Raw genomic sequence first — 21377 nt, forward strand, 5'->3', positions numbered from 1 at the left:
GACATGAAGCTGACGATCCTTGGGGCGGCCGCCGGAGGGGGGCTGCCCCAATGGAATTGCGGGTGCCGCAACTGCGCCGATGCCCGCGCGGGCCGCATCCCGGCAATGACCCAGTCCTCGGTGGCCGTGACCCTGGACGGGCAGACGGCCCTGCTGAACGCCTCGCCCGACATCCGGGCGCAGCTGCAGGCTTGCGGCCTTGCGCCGCCCGGCCTGCGGGGCAGCCCCTTCGCCGCCGTGGTGCTGACCAACGGGGATGTTGATCACCTTGCCGGGCTGCTGAGCCTGCGCGAAGGCTCGGCCTTTGCGGTGCATGCGACGCCTGCGACGCTGGACATCCTGGATCAGCCGATCTTCCGGGTGCTCGCCCCCGATCATGTCCGGCGCGCGCCCATCGCGCTGGACCGCCCGTTCGAGCCGGTGCCCGGTCTGCGGATCACCGCCTTTGCCGTTCCGGGCAAGGTCGCGCTTTATCTCGAGGAGGGAGAGCCCGATACCCGCCTTGTCGGAGAGCAGACCGTGGGCCTGCGCCTTGAGGCGGGCGGGCGCTGCGTCCTTTACATTCCCGGCTGCGCGGCCATTCCGGATGACCTGCTGGCCCGGATGGGGGATGCCGACGTGATCCTGTTCGATGGCACCGTATGGGCCGACGACGACATGGGGCGCACGGGCACCGGCACGAAAAGCGGCGCGCGCATGGGGCATATGGCCATGTCGGGCCCGGCGGGCAGCATCGCCCGCCTGTCGGGCCTGGGCGGGCGCCGCGTCTTTCTTCATGTGAACAACACCAACCCCGTTTTGCAGCCCGCCGCCCCCGAGCGCGCCGCATGCCAGGCCGCGGGATGGGAGATCGCCTTTGACGGCATGGAGATCGCGCCATGACCGACCCATCGGACCGTGCCGCCTTCGAGGCGCGCCTGCGCCGCATCGGCGCCGAGCGGTATCACGACAGGCACCCGTTTCACGCGCTGCTGCATTCGGGGGGCTGTTCGATCGACCAGGTGCGCGCCTGGGTCATCAACCGCTATTACTATCAATCGCGCATTCCCATGAAGGATGCCGCCTTCATGTCGCGGGTCGAGGATCCGGCCCTGCGCCGGGCCTGGCGTTCGCGGATCGAGGATCACGACGGCACGGAGGACCAGCCGGGCGGCATCTGGCGCTGGCTGCGTCTGGCCGAAGGCGTGGGGCTGGACCCGGATTATGTCGCCTCGGCGCGCGGGGTGCTGCCGGCCACGCGCTTTGCGGTCGATGCCTATGTGCGCTATGTGCGCGACCAGCCGCTGCTGGCCGCCGTCGCCTCGTCCCTGACGGAACTGTTCGCCCCCGCCATCCATGAACAGCGCATCGCCGGCCTGCTGGCGCATTACGATTTCGCCAATCCGCAGACGATCAGCTATTTCCAGCACCGCCTGACCGAGGCGCCCAGGGACGTGGCCTTCGGGCTGGGCTGGGTGCTGGATCATGCCAGGACGGCCGAGCAGCAGGACATGGCCGCCGATGCCCTGACCTTCAAGACGGACGTGCTGTGGGCGCAGCTCGACGCGCTGCATTCGGCCTATGTCGCGCCGGGGCGCATTCCTCCCGGCGGCTGGACGCCCGGCGAGGGGCTGGCATGAGCGCGCCCGCCGCCCCCGCCCTTCCGGCCGCCGCACGGCCGCTGCTGCCGCGGGGGGTGCGGCTGCATCAGGACAGGGTGCGGCAGATGCCGGTTCTGCTGGGGCCGGAAACGGCACTGATGCTGGACGGGATCGGCGCGGCGATCCTGGCCGAGCTGGACGGCATCCGCGACATCGCCGCCATCAGCGCCTGCCTGTCGGTCCGCTATGGCGCCGCGGTGGAGGAGGTGCAGCCCGACGTGATCGCCTTCCTGTCCGACATGGCGGCGCGCCGCCTGGTGGCCGTCGCATGAACGCGCCCGCCGCCCGGCCTGCCCTGGCCCAGGCGGTCCAGCCGCCGCTGGCCATGCTGGCCGAGCTGACGCATCGCTGCCCGCTGGCCTGTCCCTATTGCTCGAACCCTGTCGAGCTGACGGGCCGCGCGGGCGAGCTGTCGGCGGCGGAATGGGCGGATGTCTTTAGCCAGGCCGCCGCCTTGGGCGTGCTGCAACTGCATCTGTCGGGAGGAGAGCCTGCGTCCCGCACCGATCTGGTCCAGATCGTCGCCGCGGCCCATGCGGCGGGGCTTTACACCAATCTCATCACCTCGGGCATCGGCCTGACCGGCAGGCGGCTGGACGAGCTTGATGCGGCCGGGCTGGACCATGTCCAGCTGTCCATCCAGGGCGTGAACGCGGCCGTTGCGGACCATGTCGGCGGCTATCCGGGCGGCTTTGCCCGCAAGATGCAGGTCGCGGCCGAGATTGCCCGCATCGGCTTTCCGCTGACCGTCAATGCGGTCATGCACCGCCACAATCTTGACAATCTGGCCGCGACCATCGCACTGGCCCATGATCTGGGCGCGCGCCGGATCGAGATCGCCTGTGTCCAGTTCCAGGGCTGGGCCTTGCGCAACCGCGCCGCGCTGCAGCCGACCCGCGAGCAGGTGGACGCGGCCAAGCGCATCGTGGCCGAGGCACGGCGCAGCCATGCCGGGCGCATGGCGATCGATTTCGTCCCACCCGACTATTTCTCGGACTATCCCAAGCCCTGCATGAACGGCTGGGGATCGACGGGGCTGAACGTGACGCCTGACGGGCGCGTGCTGCCGTGCCACGCGGCCGAAACGATCCCCGCGCTGGCCTTCCAGAACGTGCGCGATGCCGCGCTGGCCGACATCTGGTATCGCGGGCCGGCCTTTGAGGCATTTCGCGGCACTGCCTGGCTGCCGCAGCCATGCCAGACATGCGAGCGGCGCGAGATCGACTTCGGCGGCTGCCGCTGTCAGGCCATGGCGATTGCCGGCGATGCCCAGGCCGTCGATCCGGTCTGCCGCCATTCGCCCCACCGGCAGACGCTTGATCGCATCATCGCCCAGGAAGCGGGCCGTTCCGACGCTCCCTTCATCTATCGCCGCTTTCCCCGGCACGGGGGGGATTGATCCCGTGGCATGGCCTGATGGCCAAGGCATGGGGTTCTGGCCGGCGCGTACCTGGCGGCGGCGGCAATCCCCCGCCGGCGGGCACAGGAACGCGCCCGGCCATGCCGGACGATCGGCCGCGCCCGAGGGGCGCGCAGGATTGCCGCTAGGGGCGGGCCGGGGCGATGACGCTGAAGGCGGCCGATTGTGAACGGCCGGCGCTGTCGATGACCGACAGGCGCGAAAAGCCGGGGTCGGGCGCGGGCAGGGTTGCGGTTTCCCCCCCGTCCGAGCGGGCCACGGGCCGGCCATTCAGCAGCCAGACATAGGGCGGCCGCCCGCCCCGCAGCCGCGCGGTCAGGGGGCGGCCGGCCGCCAGTTCGACCGCCGCGCCTTCGGGCGGGAACAGGATCGTCAGCGCCTCGGGCGCGGGGATGCCCGCCTGGCCCGCCGCGGCGGGGGCGGGCGATGCCTCGCCCGGGCCGGCAAAATGGCGCAGCGCGCGCGGCAGGCGGGCGGTGGGCAGGGTCAGCGCCTCGGGCGGGGGCGGGGGCAGGGGGGCGGCGCGCGGCCCCAGCGCATCGAACAGGTCGAACAGCGCCGGGGCCGCGACCGCCCCGCCGAAGGCGCCGGGCACGGGCGTTCCGTCCGCCCGGCCAAGCCAGACCCCGGCGACGAAGCGCCCGTCATAGCCGACCGCCAGCGCGTCGCGGTGGCCATAGCTGGTGCCCGTCTTGTAGGCGATGCGCCCTGCCGGCGCGCCGGTCGGCGGCGGGATATGCGACAGGATCGAGCCGACATACCAGGCCGCCACGGGCGAGACGATCCGTGCCCCCCCGGCCGGCGCAGGCGCGGAGCGCGCGCCCCGGCCCACGGCCGGGCCGTTCAGAGCCGCAGCCCCGCCTTGCCCCTGCCCTGTTGCCGTGCCCGCCGCATCGCCCGCCAGCGGCTGATCATGCAGCCGCACCGCGGCCCCGCCATTGGCAAGGCCGGCATAGCCCTGCACCAGATCCTGCAGGCTGACCCCGCCGCCGCCCAGCACCAGCGCAAGGCCCGGCCCGTCCCCGGCAAAGCGCAGGTCCATGCCCGCTTGGCGCAGCACCGCCGCGATGCGCGCCGGGCCAAGGGCCGCCGCGATCCGCACCACAGGGATGTTCAGCGATTCCGTCAGCGCCTGCCGGATCGTGACGGTGCCGCGAAAGCGATGGTCGAAATTGACCGGCTGCCAGCGCCCGAAGGTGGCCGGGCGATCCTCGATGAGGGTTTCGGGATGGATCAGCCCGTCATCGAAAGCCAGCGCATAGACAAAGGGCTTGAGCGTCGATCCGGGGCTGCGCAGCACCTGCGTCATGTCCACGAAGCCGGCCGATGGCTCGTCCGACCAGCGGGCGGTGCCGACACTGGCCAGGATCTCGCCGCTGCGGTGATCGGCTATCAGCGCCGCGGCCGAGACGGTGCCGGGCTGGCCGGCCACCGCGCGGGCAATGGCTGCCTCGGCCGCGCGCTGCAGGCCGGGGTCGATCGTCGTCTCGATCCGGGGCGCGCCGGGATTGGCGCGGTGCAGCCGTTCGGCCAGCAGCGCGGCATGGGCCGGAAAGGCCATGCGGCGCGTCGGCAGGGGCGTGGCCAGCGCCGCCGCCTCGGCCTCGGCGTCGATGATCCCGGCGGCGCGGGCGCGGGCCAGCACGCGCGCCCGCGCCGCCTGCAGCGCAAGGCGCCCCTGCGGGCGGTCGGGGCGGCGGGTTTCGGGCGACTGGGGCAGGGCGACCAGCAGCGCAGCCTCGGCCGGGGTCAGGCGGCGCGGTTCCTTGCCCAGCCACATCAGGCTGGCGGCGCGCAGCCCCTCGACATTGCCGCCATAGGGGGCAAGGCGCAGATACAGCTCGATGATCCCGTCCCGGCCCAGCCGCCGTTCCAGCGCCAGGGCCAGCCGCGCCTGCCGCAGCTTGCCGGGCCAGCGGCCCGTCGGGCCGCGTTCGATCAGCCGGGCGACCTGCATCGGCAGGGTCGAGGCGCCCGACACCACGCGGCCATGCAGCGCCGCCTGCCCCGCCGCCCGCAGGACCGCCCGGGAATCGACGCCGGGATGGTCATAAAAACGCCGATCCTCCCAAGCCAGCAGCATGGCGAGATAGCGCGGATCGACCCCGCCATCCGGCGAGGCGAGGCGCCACAACCCGTTCCCCACCTGAAAGGCGCGCAGCAGGCTGCCGTCGCGGGCCAGAACCTCTGTCCCGACCGGCACCTCCAGCGCCGGCAGCGGCGTCGCCGCGATCCAGCGGTCCAGCCGCGCCCGCGCCTGATCGGCGCCGCCGCCGGCCAGCCCCAGCGCGACCGCCGCCGCGATCAGCCACCGCCCGGCGCCGCGCGATCGGTCCGCGCTAGGGCGTGATCGTGACCGCACCACTGTCCGTCCAGCCACGGCGTTCGGGACGATACATGTCCTCGACCGTCGCGGCGGGGTGGGCGAAACGGCCGGCCGCCACGGCGCGCAACCGGTAGGCGAGCGTGAAGGGCTGCCCGTCGCTGCGGCTGACGGCGGCGGCAAAGCGGTCCTGCCGGAACTCGGTCATCTCGGTTTCGGTCAGCCCGTCCAGCCAGGACAGGCCCGCCAGCTCGCCCGAGGCGACCAGGGAGGGATTGTCGATCTCGAACCCGGCGGGCAGGGGGTCGGTCACCATCAGCCGCCCGCCGCCTTCGCCCGCGCCCCTCACCTTGATCACGGCAACAAGGCGCGTGCCCTGCGCCAGCTGCGCCGGATCGGCCGGGGTGCCATCGGGGGTGAAATAGCGCCGGGTGATGGTCCAGGCGGTGCCGCCGGCAGGGGCGGGGGCGGCGGGAACGGCCGTCGCGCTCAGCGTCACGTCCAGCGGCCTGCTGCCGGTGTTCTGCAGCGCCACCGGCCCGGCCGCGGCCGGATCGCCCAGCGCCGTGACCCCGCCCGCCGCCGGCGCGCCGCCGATGGTCAGGGCCGAGGGGCCCGCCTGCAACGCATGGCCCGCCAGCACCGCCCAGACCGCCTCCTGCGTGGACAGGGCGCCGCCTTCCGCCTGCCGCGCGGCGATCAGCGCCGACAGGGTGGTCGCGGCGGCGGTCTGGTCCACCGCCTTGCTGCCCGCCTCGGCCGCGAGGGCGAGCGTGCCGGCCACATCGCGCAGGGCCGTGCCGTAATCGGCTCGCACATGCCCCTTGTCATCGCCCGTGGCCGCGTCCTTGAGCCGTTCCTGCGCCGCGCGGAACAGCCTGTCGGCGCGTGCCGTGTCGCCATAGGCCGCCAGCGCCGCGCCCAGCTGCGCTGCCGCCATCGGGGTCGCGAAGGCCGCCGCGCCGGTATCGGCGTAATAGCGCAGATCGCTGATGACGGCCGCATGTTCGCGGGCCAGCACATAGGCCGCATAGGCCAGCGCGGCATTGTCGGCGGCATCGGCATATTGCGGATCGCTGGCCGCGTTGAGGTTGTTCTGCAGGTTCGCCAGCGCGCGCCGGAACGCCTCGTCCGGAACCGCATGGCCCGCCGCCCGCGCCCGCGACAGGAAATCGGTGACATAGGCATCCAGCCACCTGTCCCCGTCCTCGGCCGACCACAGCCCGAAGCCCCCGGCCGAGGTCTGGCGCGTCAGGATCGTGGCGATCGCCTGATCGACATCGCGCGTCGGCGCGGCGGGATCGACCGGCGCGGCATCGGGCATCAGCCCCGCCAGATAAAGCTGCGGCATGGCGCCCGAGGCCAGCTGTTCGGTGCAGCCATAGGGATAGCTTTCCAGCCGCTCGACCGCGGCGCCCAGGTCGAACTGGGCAAAGGCGCCGCTGGTCAGCACCGCCCGCCCCGTGCCGGGCCTGAAATCGCCAAGACTGGCCGGATCGACCGTCTGCGCCTGCGCCGGGCCAAGGGTCAGGCGCGTGCTGCGCGTGATGGAAGGATCCTGCCGTTCCACCGTGATCGCCAGATCCTTGGTCACGACCGGCCCGCCCCCCGGCAGCGCCGCGGAAAGGCGCAGATGGGCGATGCCCTCGGCCTCGGGCGCGGTGATCGTCAGGCTGGCCGTGCCGCGGGCCTTGTCCTTCACCGTCACCTCGGCCGGCAGGCCGGCAAGGCCCAGCGTCGGCGCGCCCGGCCCCTCGCCCGGCAGGCTTTCGGCCGTCAGGCCGACCGCGCCGGCGGGGCCAGCGACATGGGCAAGGGCAAGGCTGACCTGCGCCTCGTCCCCCGGCGCAAGGAAGGCCGGGGCGGTGACGGTCATCACCACCGGATCGCGCACCGCCATCGCGGCCTCGGCCTGTCCGACGGCATCGGCAGTCCAGGCGACGGCCATCAGCCGCACCTCGCCGTTGAAGTCGGGCAGCGGCACCGTGACCTCGGCCGCGCCATCCGCCCCCAGCGTCACCGGGCCGGAAAACCACGCCATCAGCTTTTCGGTCGGCGGCGGGGCGGCCTGCTGGGGGCCGGCATCGCTGCCGCCGCTGCGGATCGCGCCGTTGGCCGCGCCCGAAGGCAGGATCAGCCGGCCGTAAAGATCGCGCAGCCCGACGCCCAGCCGCCGCTGGCCGAAATAATGCCCATCCGGGTCGGGCGATCTGAAGGCGGTCAGGTTCAGGATGCCCTGATCGACCGCGGCAATCGTCGCGTGGACCGTCTGGCCCGCCTGCGCGCCGGCAACGGTCAGGCGCACCTTGGCCTCGCCCCGCGGGGTGGTTTCCGCCGGCGCCTCGATCCGCGCATCCAGCTTGCGGGCGCCGGGATCGACGGCGGCATAGGCAAGGCCCAGCGTGCGGATCGGGGCATGGCCCGCATCCGCGGCATCCCGCCCGACCGGGCGGATCGCGCTGACGGTGACATAGACGCCCGCGCCCCATTCGTCGGTCACGGGCAGATCGATGGTGTTCGCGCCCGCCCTGACCGGCACCGCGCGCAGCGCGATCACCCGGTTAGACAGGACCGAGACGAGCGCCGTTCCCTCCGCCGCCGCCTCAAGGCGGACCTGCGCGGTCTCGCCCGCCCTGTAGGCCGGCTTGTCCAGCGTCACGCGCAGCCGGTCGGGCGTCTCGCTGCCCGCGCTGGCCGCGCCCCAGCCGGCCGAGAACAGCACTGCGCTTTCGGCGCCCTCCGCAGTCCTGACGACCAGTTCGTATTCGCCCCACTGGACCGGCAGGGACAGGCTGGCGGGATCGGCGGTGATCTGAACCTCGCCCCCGTCCACGCGGGCACGGGTCGTCACCGGCTCCCAGTTCCATGTGCCGTCGATGGCGAACCACTGATAGTCGGTCGTGACCTTGTTCAGCACCCAGCTTGCCCTGGCCGCGACCGGCTTTGCGTCGGGGCCGAGCGCAATCAGCCCGAACCCCGCCTCGGCCCCTTCGGCGACGGCGCCGCCGTCAAAGGCGGGCTTGATGCCGATGACGGGGCGGGCGGGCATGGCAAGGCGCGTCTCGCGCCGTTCGACGGGGCGGCCCGCGCCTTCGCGCACCGACATGACAAAGGTCGCCTCCATCGGCTGGCTGGCACCCGACAGGGCCGCCGGCACGGGAATCGCGGCGGTGAAGCGGCCTTCGGCATCGGTCGTGCCGGCGTCCAGCGTGGTGACGCTGGCCTGATCCTCGGCATCGTGGCGGCCGAAGCGGTAGCCGTCCCATCCGGGCACGGCCTTGGCGGGCGCGATGCGCAATTCGCCCTCGACCGGCAGATCGGCGCCCGGCGCGCCGTAAAGCCAGCGGGCGGCAAGACCGGCGGTCAGCGGCGCCCCGGCCGGCAGCGGCGCGGGGGGCAGGTCCAGCGCCAGGTCGATCCGCTCGGGGCGGAAATCCTCGACCAGGACGCGCAGCGTGGCAAGGTCGGGGCCGTCCTTTTCCACCCGCAGGTCGATCCGCCACGTCCCGCGCGGCGCGGTAGCGGGGATCGGCCAGTCAAGGACATGCCCCCCGTCGCCTGCGGCCGGCACCAGCTGGCGCAGCGCCTCGACCCCGTCGGGGCGGCTGATGACCGCCGTCAGGGGCAGGCCGTCCAGCGCATGAACCCTGTCGTCGCGGGCGAGGATGGTGGCGTGGACCGTCTCGCCCGCGCGATAGGCGCCCCGGTCGGTGGTGGCGAAGATGTCGATCGGCGGCGCGGGCGGCTGCCCCTCGACCCCGCGATCGGACAGGTCGAACTCCGGCTCTCCCAAGGACAGGAAGGTGGTGTCGGCGACCGCATCGCCCTTCATGGCGGTGGCGGTGACCATCGCGGGCGCGGCGGCATCCGTGCCGCGCGTCATCCCGGCATCGAAATGGGCGATCCCGTCCGCATCGGTCGCGGCCGTGGCCAGCACCGCGTTCCCGCGCGAGATCAGCTGCACCTGCACCCCCGGCCGGGCGGCCGCGTCCGACAGCCCGCGCACCGCGACCGTCAGCCCGTCGGTGCCCGAATAGCTTGTCAGCCCCAGATCCGAGATCATGAACCACTGGGTCGTGGCCGGGCTGCGTTCGGCATCAGCGCCGGGGATGGCGGCGGTCAGGGCATAGACGCCCGGCAGCAGCGGCCCGGCTGCCTTGCCGATGTCGAGGCGCGTGGCGGTTTCCTCGTTCATCTTGCGCGGCCCGCCGCCCGCACCGGGGGCGATGTCGGCCTCGCCCTTCCAGACCTGAACGCCCATGTGGCCGGTGAAGTCGTCGGTGTTCGATCCGCTCAGCGGCTGGCCGAAGATGTCCTGGCGCAGCGCATCGACGATCATCCGGTCCGACATGCGATAAAGCGTCAGCGCCACCTTGTCGGCGTTCACACTGCGCAGCGTCACCGCCTGATCGCCGCCCGCCGGCAGGACATAGGCGCGCCCGGCAAAGCGGGCCAGAGGCGCGCGGTCGCGGATGTAGAAGCTGACCGGCACATCCTTGTCCAGCGCCTCGCCCGAGGCGGCGGGCAGCCCCTTGCGCAGGGTGATCTGCACCTGTTGGCCATGCGTGACGCCGCTGACGCACAGCTGCCGGCCCTCGGCCTCGACCGCCAGCGTCCGGTCGGGCAGGGCGACAAAGCTGCGGTAATCGGCGCCGGGGGCGAGATCCTCGCTCATCACCACGCAGGCGCGGGGCTGGGGGGCTTCGGCATCGACGCGGTTTTCCTCGACCCGAAAGCCGAAGCGGCCGGCGAAAGCCTCGACCCGCTCGGCCAGGGCGCCGTTCTGCGCATCGGCGGCGGCGGCCTGGCGCAGCGCCTTCAGCCCGGCGGACCCGCGGCCCTGCTTTTCCGCTTGGGCTGCCCACATCATCAGCGCCTCGCCAGCCGGCCCCGGATCGCGGGCATAGGCGTTGACGGCGGCGGCCATCGCTGCGCGGCGCTGTGCCTCGGTCCCATTATCGGCATCGGCGGCCGAGGCCAGCGCCTGCGCCAGCGACAGCCAGTCGGCCGGGGCATCGCTCAGCGCCGCGGCGGCGCCGGTCCAGCGCATGACGGCCTCTGCATCCCCGGACGCGCCCGCCTCGGCGGCCCGGTCGCGCAGGGCCTGCACATCCTCGCCCGTGCCGGGATAGAGGGTGCCCAGCGATTCCGCCTGCTCGCGCGCGGTCCGGCGGTCGGCCGGCGTCAGCCATCCTGCGGCGGCGGCCAGGCGCCCCGCCTCGGCCCCGGCGGCCTCGGGCGCGGGGGTCAGCACATGGCCCGACAGCGCGCCCATGAAGGCCTGCGCCTCGCCCGCGCCGCTGCCCTTGGGAAAGCAGGATCGCGCCTTGGTGTTATAGGTCAGCGCGGTGCAGTCGCTGTTGCCAAGGCACAGCGCCGCGCAGGCCGAGGCGGTTGTGTTGAAAACCTGCGCCAGATCCCCGCCCGGCAGGTCGGTATCGGCATCCAGCACGATCCGGCGCGCCGGGATCACCCCATCCTCCGCGCCCTGCGCCAGGGCAGCGGCGCCCGAAAGGATCAGGGACGCACAGGCCAAGGCGGCCCGCAGATGGTCTGAAAGACGCATTTCACAACCTTGGCGCAGAGGGGACAGGCGCCCTCAGCTTGCCATGCAGCGGCCCGTCCCGCAACCGCGAGCCAGCGCAGGGCCCGCCCGCCCGATGCCTGCGGCTTGCGGGCGAAGGTGTCATCCGGGCTGGGCTCTGCCTTGTTGCGCGGCGGCCATCCGGGCGGGCAGGGGTTTGCCTGCGGCCCGCGCTTTGTCAGCGCGGCGCGCCGGTCAGCGTTCTGGCAAGCGCGGGGATGTCGATGGGGCCGGGGGGCAGCGGCAGCAGCCGCGCGCTGCCCGCCCCTTGCGCGATCGCCTGGCGCACCGCATCGGCCTGCCCGCCCAGGTCAAAGCTGGCGACCGGCAGGCCGGTCAGCAGCATCTCGTGGATCACGAAGGAAAACGTCTCGGGCCAGACCGAGGGAAAGAACCAGCGGTCGATCCCGTGGCGGCGCACCAGTTCGGGCAGATCCTCCATGGTATAGGGGCCGGCGACAGCCGAGGGCGGGGCCAGCCGATAGGCGTCGTCGAGCGCGCCCAGCAGCACGATCCGGCCCTCGCCCGAGCGGGCCAGATGGGCCGAAAGATCCGCGATCACCGCGGCCCCCTTGGGCGCGTTGAGATTGCCCAGCACGCCGATCACGGGCGTATCGCCGCCTGCCGCGGGGGTCAGGCGCGGCACCAGGGCAGGAAGGCTGTGGGGCCTGACCACGATGCGGCTGCGCGCGGCGGGCCATGCCTCGGCGATGATGCGCGCCGAACTGGGCGAGAATGCGGTCAGCTGGTCGGCCCGCGCGATCGCCCCGTCCCATGCGGCCCGCCAGTCGCGCAAGGGTATCGCCGCGCCGCCCGGCTGCGCAAAGACATGCGCCGGATCGGGATCGTCCGGCCCCGGCACCCCCCGGAACGCGCCATCCGACCCCACCAGGGTATAGGAGGGGCTGATCGGATAGAAATCGTTGAACGTCACCTCGAGCCTGCTGTCCGGCCGATCCGCCAGCGACAGCAGCAGCCGCGGCACTTCCAGCGGCTCGGGCGTGCCCACGGCGCAGGAATAGACGACATGCAGGCCGGCGGCGCCGGGCCATAGCCGCAGGATGTCGTCCGCGCTCTCGATGCAGCCCTGCGTGATGCCGGCGGGGGTGTGCAGCTCGACCTGCCACGCGCCATGGGGCATCGCCCGCAGCACTGCCGCGCCGCCCGCCGCCTCAAGGGCCTGGGCGATCCGCTGGTCCAGGTAGATGCGCGCGCCCCCCGACCAGGCATGGCCGATCAGCACCGGCAGCCGTTCGCCCCGGCCGGCGGCCCGCATCTGCGCCAGGGCCAGCCCCAAGGCCAGCCGCTGGGTCCGCAAGGGATCGGCGGCGATGAAGCCTGCCACCTCGGCGTCAAATCGCGGATAGCGGGCCGAGATGATCCGCCCGTTGGCGGCGATGCGTTCGGCCTTGGCGGCCGCGCCGAAGGACTGCCCCCCCCGGTGCTCGACGAACAGCCCCGCCGTCAGCAGGTGGCGCCAGCCGGCGGCGGCGGTGCGCTGGCACCAGTCCACCTCTTCGCCATAGCCCAGGCCGAATACGGGATCGAATTGCGGCACCTGCGCCAGCGCGCGGGCGCAAAGCGCCATGCAGAAGCCGACCCCCGTGGGCGCGGCGGCGACCGCGCCCGGTCCGTTCCACCCGGCCGCCATGGCGTCCAGCCGGTCCGCCTCGCCCGGCTGCATGGCGCTGGGCACGCAGATGACCGGGACATTGGCGATCTCGGCCTCGTTCGACATCGGCGTGACCGAGGCGACATCCCGGCCCGCGCGCAGCGGCGCCAGCAGCCGGCTTGCCCAGCCCGCCGGAACAAAGGCGTCCGCATTCAGCAGCACCACATCCCCGCCTCGCGCTGCCGCGACCTGCAGGCCGCGGTTGACCGAGCCGACAAAGCCCAGGTTCTGCGGGTTCGCGATCAGCGTCATCCGCCCCTCCCCCAGCCGCGCGCGCCAGCGATGCAGCAGCGGCAGGATGCGCGGATCGGGCGAGGCGTCGTCCAGCACCACCAGATGCCAGGGCAGGTCGGTATGTTCGGCCACCCGCGCCAGCACCCCGTCCAGCAGGTCGTGGCCCTGATAGACGGGCAGGATGATGGTGACCGGGTCGGGGGCGATCCCGGCTGGCCAGCCCTGCCCGGCAAGGGCATCGGGGCAAAGCAGGGGAACGGCCTCCTCCTGCGTGCCGAAGCGGCTTTGCAGACGGTGCCGGGCGGCCGGGTCACGCGCCACCAGCCAGCGCGTCAGGTCAGGCGCCGCCGCCGCGGCGCTGCGCAGGTAATCGCGCAGCAGCGCCGCCTCGGCTTTCAGCCCGGCAACGCAGCCACCTTGGGCAAGCGGGGTGCGGATCGCGGCGCCCCCCCGATGCAGGACGATGGCCGCCGCCGCATCGGCCGGAACCACGACGGCAAAGCCATAGCCGTCGGCCTTTCCCCCGATCTGGCGGCGAACATCCGGGCGCGGCAGCAGGGGCGCGGTGCGCGCCAGCTCGGCCCCTTCGGCGTCAACCACGCTGACCGCATCGGCGATGGCCCAGCCCTCAAGCCGCAGGCGGTTGCCCAGGATCATCTGTCGTTCCAGAAAACCGGCGCTGGCAAGGCCCGGCGCGGCCAGCCGGCGGCGCTGCGCGCGCTGGGCACCGTGCCGGCTGCGAAAGGCCCGATAGCTGGGGATGGGCCCAGTCAAGAAAGGGCGCGTCCCTTGCCTTCGGCTGCGCCCGGCCCTGCCGCCGCCCTGACATGGCGCAGCACCAGCGCGTCGAAATCGGCCAGCGTCGGGTCCAGCGCCATGTGCTGCATCGTCCAGGCGCGGATCGCCCGGCGGTCGGCGTCGCCGCTGCGCGCCTGCGCGAGCGCACCCTCAAGCGCCTCGGCCCAGCCATCCGCGGGCACCAGCGTCACGCCCGGCTGGCGGGCACCCAGATCGGCATAGACCGGCAGGTCCGAGGCCAGCACCGGCAGGCCCAACGCCCCGTATTCCATCACCTTCAGATCCGACTTGCGCAGGTTGAAGGCGGTGCGCGCCAGCGGCGCAAGGCCAAAATCGAACCGCCCCGCCTGCGCCCGCAGCCAGCCGACGAAACGGGCATGGCTGCGCATCCCCTTTGGTATGGCGACCCGCTCGGCCCAGGAGGGCAGGGGGGCGTCCTGGATGCCGATCACCGCCAGGCGAAAGCCCGCCTCGCGCGCGGCCAGCGCCTCCAGCGCCGGCAGGATCGCAGCTAGGTCCTCGGCATGGGTGCTGGTGCCCATGTAAAACGCGCGGACCATCCCGTCCGGCGCGCGGCCGGGCACCGTGCCGCGCCACAGGCGCCCTGACAGCCGGTCGGGCAGGACATGAACGGCCGGGTTTATGGCCGCCAACCGGGCGGCAAGCGCCTCGGTCGAGGTCGTGACCGCCCCCGCCGCCGCCACCAGCCGCGCCAGCGGCACGGATGCCGCCGCATAGGTCCCATCGGGATCCTTGTCGGCGGGCATGTTGAGCAAATCGTCGCTCAGGTCGTGCAGATGACGGATGCCCTGTCGTTCCAGCGCGGCCAGCAGCGGCGCGGTGAGTTCCGGCGGAACCCCGGTCCGCTGGACGATCACCCCGTCCACGCTGCCCATGGACAGGTTGGCGATCGCCGTTTCGGCGCTCATGCGGACATAGGCGACGGGGCGATCAGGGTGGTTGACGGTCCGTTCCCGCAGTCTGACCTGTCTCGAAGCGTCTGCCGTATCCAAAAGGGGAAACGCGGGCGCCACCACCGCCACGACCGGACGGGCAGGCGCCGCAGGCCGCAGCAGGCTGCGGTAGATCGCGCGATAGCGCTGGGCCATGACCGGCGTAGTCATGGCGATGCCGGTCCCCTGCTGCCATGCGGCGGCGGCGGCGGCCGCACGGGCCATTTCGGCCGGGTTTTCAGCGACGGCGAGGATCGCGTCGTGCAGCGCCGCGACATCCTGATGCGGCACCACCCAGCCGGCCCCCGATTCGCGCACCCGCGCGGCGACATTGGGGAAATCGAACACCAGCGCCGGCAGGCCGGCGGACCACAGCTCGGTCAGCGTATGGCACCAGGTTTCGTCCCAGATCGAGAAGATCGCCCCCAGATGCGGGCGGATGGCGGCGGCGCGGGCGGCGAACTCGTCCCGCTTATACTCTCCATGCAGGAACAGCCGGGGCTGGCCGGCCAGTTCGGCGGCATCGCTGATCTTGCCGAGAACGTGAAACTCCATCCGCCCGGCCCCGTCGTGATCCAGCAGCGCCGCCAGGATGTCGCGCCCCTTGGGCACGCCGATATTGCCCGGCAGCAGGATGCGGATCGGCTCGGTGGGCGCGGGCCGGGCGGCGATGCTGTCCATCCGGGCAAAGTTGCGGCCATGGGGGATGACGTGGAAACGGTCCGGCGAAACGCCGGGCAGCCCCGCCAGCAGCGTCGCGCGGGCGCTGGGCGAGGTGGTGATGAAGGCGTCGCAGGCCGCCAGCGCCCGGTTGAACATGCCCTGCCAGACATGGACCCAGCGATGCTTGAGCGGCGGCAGGCTGGCGGGCGGCCACAACTCGGCCGCGCAGTCGCCAGGCGTGGCGGTGCAGCGTCCGCCGCAGAACACCCGCCGTTCGTCCAGCAGCTTGACCGTGGGGCACAGCGCATAGAAATCGTGGAACGACATGACCACCCGCGCGCCGCAATCCCGCGCCAGCGTCGGCAGTTGCAGACTGTGCCAGGCGAGATGGCGGATATGGACGATGCAGGGGCGCAGCCAGCCCAGCCAGTCCGCGACGATGGCATCGTATTCGGCCGAGCCATGGGTGATCGGATCGACGGCCTCGCCCAGCCGGTGGCTGCGCATCTCGACCAGTTCGCCGTCCTGCAGCCGGCTCAGCGTCAGGGCGCGGCTGTCGCAGCGCAGCAGCCACAGATCGGCCTCGTCGCCGAGCTGGCGCATCAGGTCGAGATTCGTCTGCGGCGTGCCGCCGCTTTGCGTCGAGACGACGAACAGCATCGCCGGCAGCCCGGCCGCAGGGTCGTTGCAATCCGCCAGTGCCTGCGCCGCGCGCCAGCGCGCAAGGTGCAGATCGGCCCCTTCGGAAAAGACCCGGATCGCGCGCCCGTATTCGGGATAGCGTGCCTCGATGACGGCCCGCCCCGCCGCCATCAGTTCAGTCTTGGACTGGCCGAAGCTGCGCGAGCGTTCATGAAAGACATAGGTCGCGTCATCGACAAGGTTCGCCCAGCCCGCCCGGCGGGCGCGCATGCAGAAATCGTTTTCCTCGCCATAGCCGCGGGGGAAGGCCCCGGCATCCAGCGCGCCGATCTCGTCGATGCAGGCGCGGTTGACGAACATGCAAAAGCCGTTGCCCGTCGGCACCACGGGGCGCAGCCGCAGCGAGCGGCGCCGGAACGCCCGCGCATAGGCATCCTCCTCCAGCCCGGGCGGCAGGTCGTTGTCATTCCCGATGCGGGGGGCAGAGAATGCCCCGGCACGGTCGGACATGGCCGTGACCGTCGCCACGCGGGGGCGAGAGGCGGCGGCCTCCAGCATCCCTTCGATCCAGTCGGGGGTCACGCGCGCATCGCTGTTCAGCAAGACCGCATGCTTGCGGCCGATTTCCTCGAGCCCGCGGTTGACGGTGCGGGTAAAGCCCATGTTCTGGGCATTGCGCAGCACCCGCGTCGCAGGGCGGCGGGCGGCGGCCCCCGCCAGCAGCGGCGCGATCGCCGGATCGGGCGAGGCGTCGTCGATGAACAGCACCTCGACCTCGGGCGGGGTGTGCCGCTCCAGCCGCTCGATGCAGGTGGCGACATCGTCGGCCGCATTCCAGACCGGCACGATCACCGCCACATCGGCAGGCCGGACCGCCGGCACCCCGCCGTTCAGCGCGGGCCGCTGTTGCTGCTGCGCGATCTTGATCGTCTGGCGCAGTTCCCCGCCGTCCGGCAGGCGAAGCGTTGCCACATGCTCGCCCGCTTCCAGCAGCCCCAGGGGCAGCGCGACATCCACCCCCCCCAGCCCGGCCGACAGCCCCGCCGCCTGCAGATCGTGGCGCGGCCGGTCGTTGCGGACCGTCATCAGCGGGATGCCGTCGATCAGCAGCTGGCTGTCGAACACCCGGCCGGGATGGGCGCCATCCACGGCCCAGCCGCGCAACTGCGTCGGCGACAGCCGTTCGATCTTGCCGCGATGGCCGCTTGCGCCGCCGACGGCGCCGCCGGCCGCGCGGCCAGGCGCGGGGCGTTCAGCAGCGGGGTCGGCATCGACGGGGCCGGCCGCGCCGGTCATGGCGCGGCGCAGCACGACCTCGCCCGTGGCGGAAAGCCGCAGCTCGATCCCCTGTGCCGGGTCGAGCGGCGCGCCTGTCACGGCAACGGAAAAACCGTGCCGCCCGCTGCCGAAGCCCGCATCCTGCACGTCTTGGCGATGATTGTCGGCCAGCAGGCCTTGCGCAATGATCCGCCGCCCCGACAGGATGTCCACCCGCAGCGGCGCACCGTCGCCGGGGCGGGCGATCCAGCCCACGACGCTCAAGGGGGTGAGGACATCGACATTGCCCGCAAAGGCAGGCGCGCTGGCGGGCGGGACGCTTCGCCCCAGTGCCGAGCGCGCCAGCCGTTTCGCAAGGCGAAGCGCGCCGCGCGGCGACAGATCAGGATTGCTTGTCATGACGCGGACGAACGTTCCCTGTTCTTCCTGGTGCAAGCGTCCCGGCGCAGCGGCCGGGACAGGGGGCGCCTTGGGCCAGCACGGCCGGCAGGGCCATGTGCAGTCCTGGCAGGGGTGATCGTCATGGGATGTGAACCCGTGTCCGGTGCCTTGGTCAGCCTGTCAGCATAGCGTTCCCTTGGCGCGAGGCAAGAGGTTCCGCCTGCCCGTCCTGCCCGGCCCCGGCCGGACCGGACAGGAACAGAGCAAGGAGGCAGGCGATAAAAACCGTGGACAGCTTCCGTTTACCCTTTCACTATTCAACCGGGCAGTTTGTCCGGCCGTGCTCCGGCACGCAGGGCGTGTGTCCGCAAAGCGCCGCTTCAGGGCGAGAGAATCCGCAGTCGATCAGCAGCGAGGTTGCCAAGATGACGAACCAGAACGATCCTTGGTGGGTCAACGACCAGACCCCCGACAACCCCTTCGGCAAGAGCGACGACTATGAGGGCTATCTGCGCTATCTGGGCGCCCTCAACCGCAGCCTGACGCCCGCCATTGCCGCCGGGACGCTGCGCATCAACGTGACCGAGCTGAACGACCATCCCGATTACAAGGCGGCGGCCATCGGGGCGCTGCAGACCTGGGCGACGGTCACGCCGCTCAAGTTCGAGATCGTGGACGATGCGGCCTATGACCGCAACAAGGACTGGATCCGCGTCGTCAGCCCCGAGATCGGCGAGCCGAGCGACGGCTCGGCCTATTCCAGCAACCGCTATGTCAGCATCGGCCAGCGCTTTCATGACAGCGAGCCGAACCTGACGGATGTGGGCGGCTATGTCTTTGACAGCTTCATCCACGAATTCGGGCATGAGTTCGGGCTGAACCACCCCGGCCTTTACAACTACAGCGGGCCGGGGGGTGTGCAGATCAGCTATATCAACAACGCCACCTGGATCTATGACCGCCAGCAATACAGCGTCATGTCCTATTTCGACGGCATCGATGTGGGGGAAACCTCGCGCTGGTCGGCGACGACGGCCCTGATGGCCGATGTCGAGACGGTGATCCGGCGGTTCTTCTCGACCGTCGATGCGGCCGGGAACCGGACCTATCAGACGATCGAGCTGAACACCGGGGACGACACCTACGGCTTCGGCGGCACCCATTTGGGCCAGCGGCTGACGGCCACGGGCATGACGCACGATGTGGGCTTTCTGATCCACGATACGGGCGGCAACGACACCATCGACTTTTCCGGCTCGACCGCGGGCACGATCCTGGACATGCGCGCCGGGCATTTCTCCAGCGTCAACGGCCACAGCAACAACGTCTCGATCTTTGCCGGCCACAATGCCGACCAGGCGGCCTATTACATCGAGAACGCCGTCGGCAGCGATCATGCCGATGTCATCATCGGCAATGACGGCGCCAACCGGATCGACGGACGGGGCGGCGCCGACAGCATGGCCGGCGGCGCGGGGGACGACGTCTATTTCGTCGATTCCGCCGATGACGTGGTGCGCGAACGCGGGCGCGGCGGGAACGACACGATCTATGTCATGACCGACGGGGTGCGGCTGGGGCGCATCGCCAATGTCGAACATATCGTCTATGTCGGCGGCTCGCCGCAACCGGGCAGCGCCGATGGCGGCACTGAATCCGGCAGCAGCCCGGTGGGCGAGATCCTGGCAGGCACCGCTGCCGGCGACAGCCTGGACGGGGGCGATGGCAGCCAGACGATCTTCGGCCTTGATGGCGATGACCTGATCGTGGGCGGGCGCGATTCGCTGGACAGCCGCGACATCAACAACACCATCCCGATCGCCGATCTGGACGACCAGACCGAAAGCAACGACGCCGCCGATGCCCTGTATGGCGGGGCGGGCAACGACACGATCATGGGCGGCGCGGGCGAGGACACGCTGGACGGCGGGGCGGGCGATGACGTGCTGCGCGGGCAGGCCGGCGCGGACGTGTTCCGCGGCGGCGCCGGGATCGACACGGTCGATTACAGCATGGAAAGCCCGTTCCAGCTGCTCGTGAACCTGGAAACCAATGTCGCCAGCGGCGGCACGGGAACGGGCGATACCTTCTACGGGATCGAGAATCTCATCGGCTCGGATGACCGCATCGACCGCTTTGTCGGAAACGAGGCCGGCAACCATTTCTGGGGCCGGGGCGGGGGCGACTATTTCAACGGCCGGGCCGGCGACGACATCCTGGACGGGGGCGCGGATGGCGACATCCTGTATGGCGAGGGTGGCAACGACACGATCATCGGCGGCTCGGGTCAGGATTACCTGGACGGCGGCGCCGGAACCGACACGGTCGTCTATGAGGGCAGCTCGGCGGGCGTGACGGTCGATCTGGCGGCGGGGACCGCAAGCGGGGGCGATGCCGACGGCCCGGTGCAGATCGTCGGGCGGGGCATGGTGATCCGCCACGACATCCTGCGGGGCTTTGAAAATGCCGTCGGCTCGATGCATGACGACCGCCTGATCGGGGACGGGCGGGCCAATCTCCTGTCGGGGGGCGCGGGGAACGACACGCTGACCGGCGGGCTTGGCCCCGACACGCTGGCCGGGGGCGCGGGCCGCGACACGGCTGATTATTCCGACCGGGCCGGCGGGGTCCGGCTGGACCTGTCCCATGCGGGTTCGGGCGGCGATGCCTATGTCTCGATCGAGAACCTGTCGGGCAGCGGATTCGGCGACCGCATCCACGGCGATGACGGGGCCAACCTGCTGACCGGGCAGGGCGGCGCGGACACGCTGATCGGGGCGGCGGGCGATGACACGCTGCTGGGCGATTTCGACCAGACCGCCGTCGTGACGCGGCCCGGCATGGGCAGCGGCTATGTCACGCTGGGGGCGGACGCCACGAACGGGTCCATCGCCACGGCGCTGGACCTGTCGAACAACTTCACCACGGCGGCCGACCCGGACATCTTCGATTCGACCACCGTGCTGCACACCACGGTCAACGCGGTCGGCACCGGGCAGGGCGGCTATTACCGTCTGGACGTTGCGGCCGGCACGGTCATCACGCTGGACATCGACCATATCGCCGATCCGGATGTCCATGACAGCTGGCTGCGGGTGCTGGACGCCGCCGGCAATGTCATCGCCGAAAACGACGATGGCGGCAGCGATCCGGGATCATCGAGCGGCCGTGATTCGGGGCTGGTCTTCACCGCGCCCGCATCGGGAACCTATTATATTCTCGAAGGCCGCTGGGACCCCGAGGGGGCGGGCGACGGCTGGTCGGCCAGCGTGCCCGCAGGCTCCTCGTATGAGCTGAACGTCTCGGTCGAGTTTCCGCCCGCCCCCGCGCAGCCGGGCGAGGCCGGGGCCGACCGGCTGGTGGGCGGGGATGGCAACGACCTGCTGGACGGCGGAGTGGGCGCCGACACGCTGATCGGCGGCGCCGGCGACGATTTCTTCCGCTTCGCCACGGCGCTGGGGGAAGGGAATGTCGATCGCATCATGGATTTCGATGCGGGGTCCGACATGTGCCTGCTGGACGGCAGCATCTTTGCGACGCTCGCCGAGGGCGATCTGGCGGTCGGGGCCTTCCAGGCAAACCGCGGGGGGCTGGCCATCGATGCCGATGACCGGATCATCTTCGACACCGACGATCGGATGCTGGCCTATGACGCGGACGGGGCAGGCGGCGCGGCAGCGATCGTCTTTGCGCAGATCAGCGGCACGCGCCTGATTTCAGCCGACGATTTCCACATCATCTGACCTGCCGGGGGGCGCTGAAAAAGCGCCCCCCCCGATCCGCAACGGC

The 21377-nt window shown here is 71.7% G+C and carries 9 protein-coding genes; 5 read left to right on the plus strand and 4 right to left on the minus strand.

Translation table 11 applies throughout. From position 1 onward, the window contains the following. Positions 1 to 3: 3 nt before the first annotated feature. The 4 genes from pqqB to pqqE are packed head-to-tail and all read left to right on the plus strand — an operon-like array spanning position 4 to position 3039. Positions 4 to 882 carry a pyrroloquinoline quinone biosynthesis protein PqqB gene (gene pqqB, locus B0A89_RS06290; RefSeq protein WP_085377408.1) on the plus strand — a complete coding sequence of 293 codons (879 nt, stop codon included), beginning with the start codon at positions 4 to 6 and terminating at the stop codon, positions 880 to 882. Next, complete coding sequence (gene pqqC / locus B0A89_RS06295) at positions 879 to 1619, plus strand: pyrroloquinoline-quinone synthase PqqC (RefSeq protein WP_085377409.1); 741 nt, start codon at positions 879 to 881, stop codon at positions 1617 to 1619. The genes pqqB and pqqC overlap by 4 nt, the downstream gene beginning before the upstream one ends. Further along, positions 1616 to 1912, plus strand: a complete 297-nt coding sequence (gene pqqD / locus B0A89_RS06300) for a pyrroloquinoline quinone biosynthesis peptide chaperone PqqD (RefSeq protein ID WP_085377410.1) — start codon at positions 1616 to 1618, stop codon at positions 1910 to 1912. The genes pqqC and pqqD overlap by 4 nt, the downstream gene beginning before the upstream one ends. After that, positions 1909 to 3039 (plus strand): pyrroloquinoline quinone biosynthesis protein PqqE, encoded by a 1131-nt coding sequence (gene pqqE, locus B0A89_RS06305; protein WP_085377411.1) that lies wholly within the window; start codon positions 1909 to 1911, stop codon positions 3037 to 3039. The genes pqqD and pqqE overlap by 4 nt, the downstream gene beginning before the upstream one ends. Before the next feature lie 145 nt (positions 3040 to 3184). Here the strand turns inward: pqqE and pbpC are convergent, their stop codons facing one another. From pbpC to B0A89_RS06325, 4 genes are all read right to left on the minus strand, one after another. Beyond that, positions 3185 to 5425, minus strand: coding sequence for a penicillin-binding protein 1C (pbpC, locus tag B0A89_RS06310; RefSeq protein WP_085377412.1), 2241 nt, complete (start codon positions 5423 to 5425; stop codon positions 3185 to 3187). Beyond that, positions 5400 to 10949, minus strand: coding sequence for an alpha-2-macroglobulin family protein (locus B0A89_RS06315; RefSeq protein WP_085377413.1), 5550 nt, complete (start codon positions 10947 to 10949; stop codon positions 5400 to 5402). Before B0A89_RS06315 ends, pbpC begins: the two co-directional genes overlap by 26 nt. Positions 10950 to 11145: 196 nt before the next feature. Beyond that, complete coding sequence (locus B0A89_RS06320) at positions 11146 to 13647, minus strand: glycosyltransferase (RefSeq protein ID WP_085377414.1); 2502 nt, start codon at positions 13645 to 13647, stop codon at positions 11146 to 11148. After that, complete coding sequence (locus B0A89_RS06325; RefSeq protein WP_085377415.1) at positions 13644 to 17606, minus strand: glycosyltransferase; 3963 nt, start codon at positions 17604 to 17606, stop codon at positions 13644 to 13646. Before B0A89_RS06325 ends, B0A89_RS06320 begins: the two co-directional genes overlap by 4 nt. A gap of 407 nt (positions 17607 to 18013) precedes the next feature. On the opposite strand from B0A89_RS06325, the gene B0A89_RS06330 reads away from it, so the two are divergent. Beyond that, entirely contained in the window at positions 18014 to 21331 is a 3318-nt protein-coding gene (locus tag B0A89_RS06330) for a M10 family metallopeptidase C-terminal domain-containing protein (RefSeq protein WP_085377416.1), read from the plus strand. Positions 21332 to 21377: the final 46 nt, after the last annotated feature.

The sequence above is a fragment of the Paracoccus contaminans genome (assembly GCF_002105555.1).
Taxonomy (GTDB): Bacteria; Pseudomonadota; Alphaproteobacteria; order Rhodobacterales; family Rhodobacteraceae; genus Paracoccus; species Paracoccus contaminans.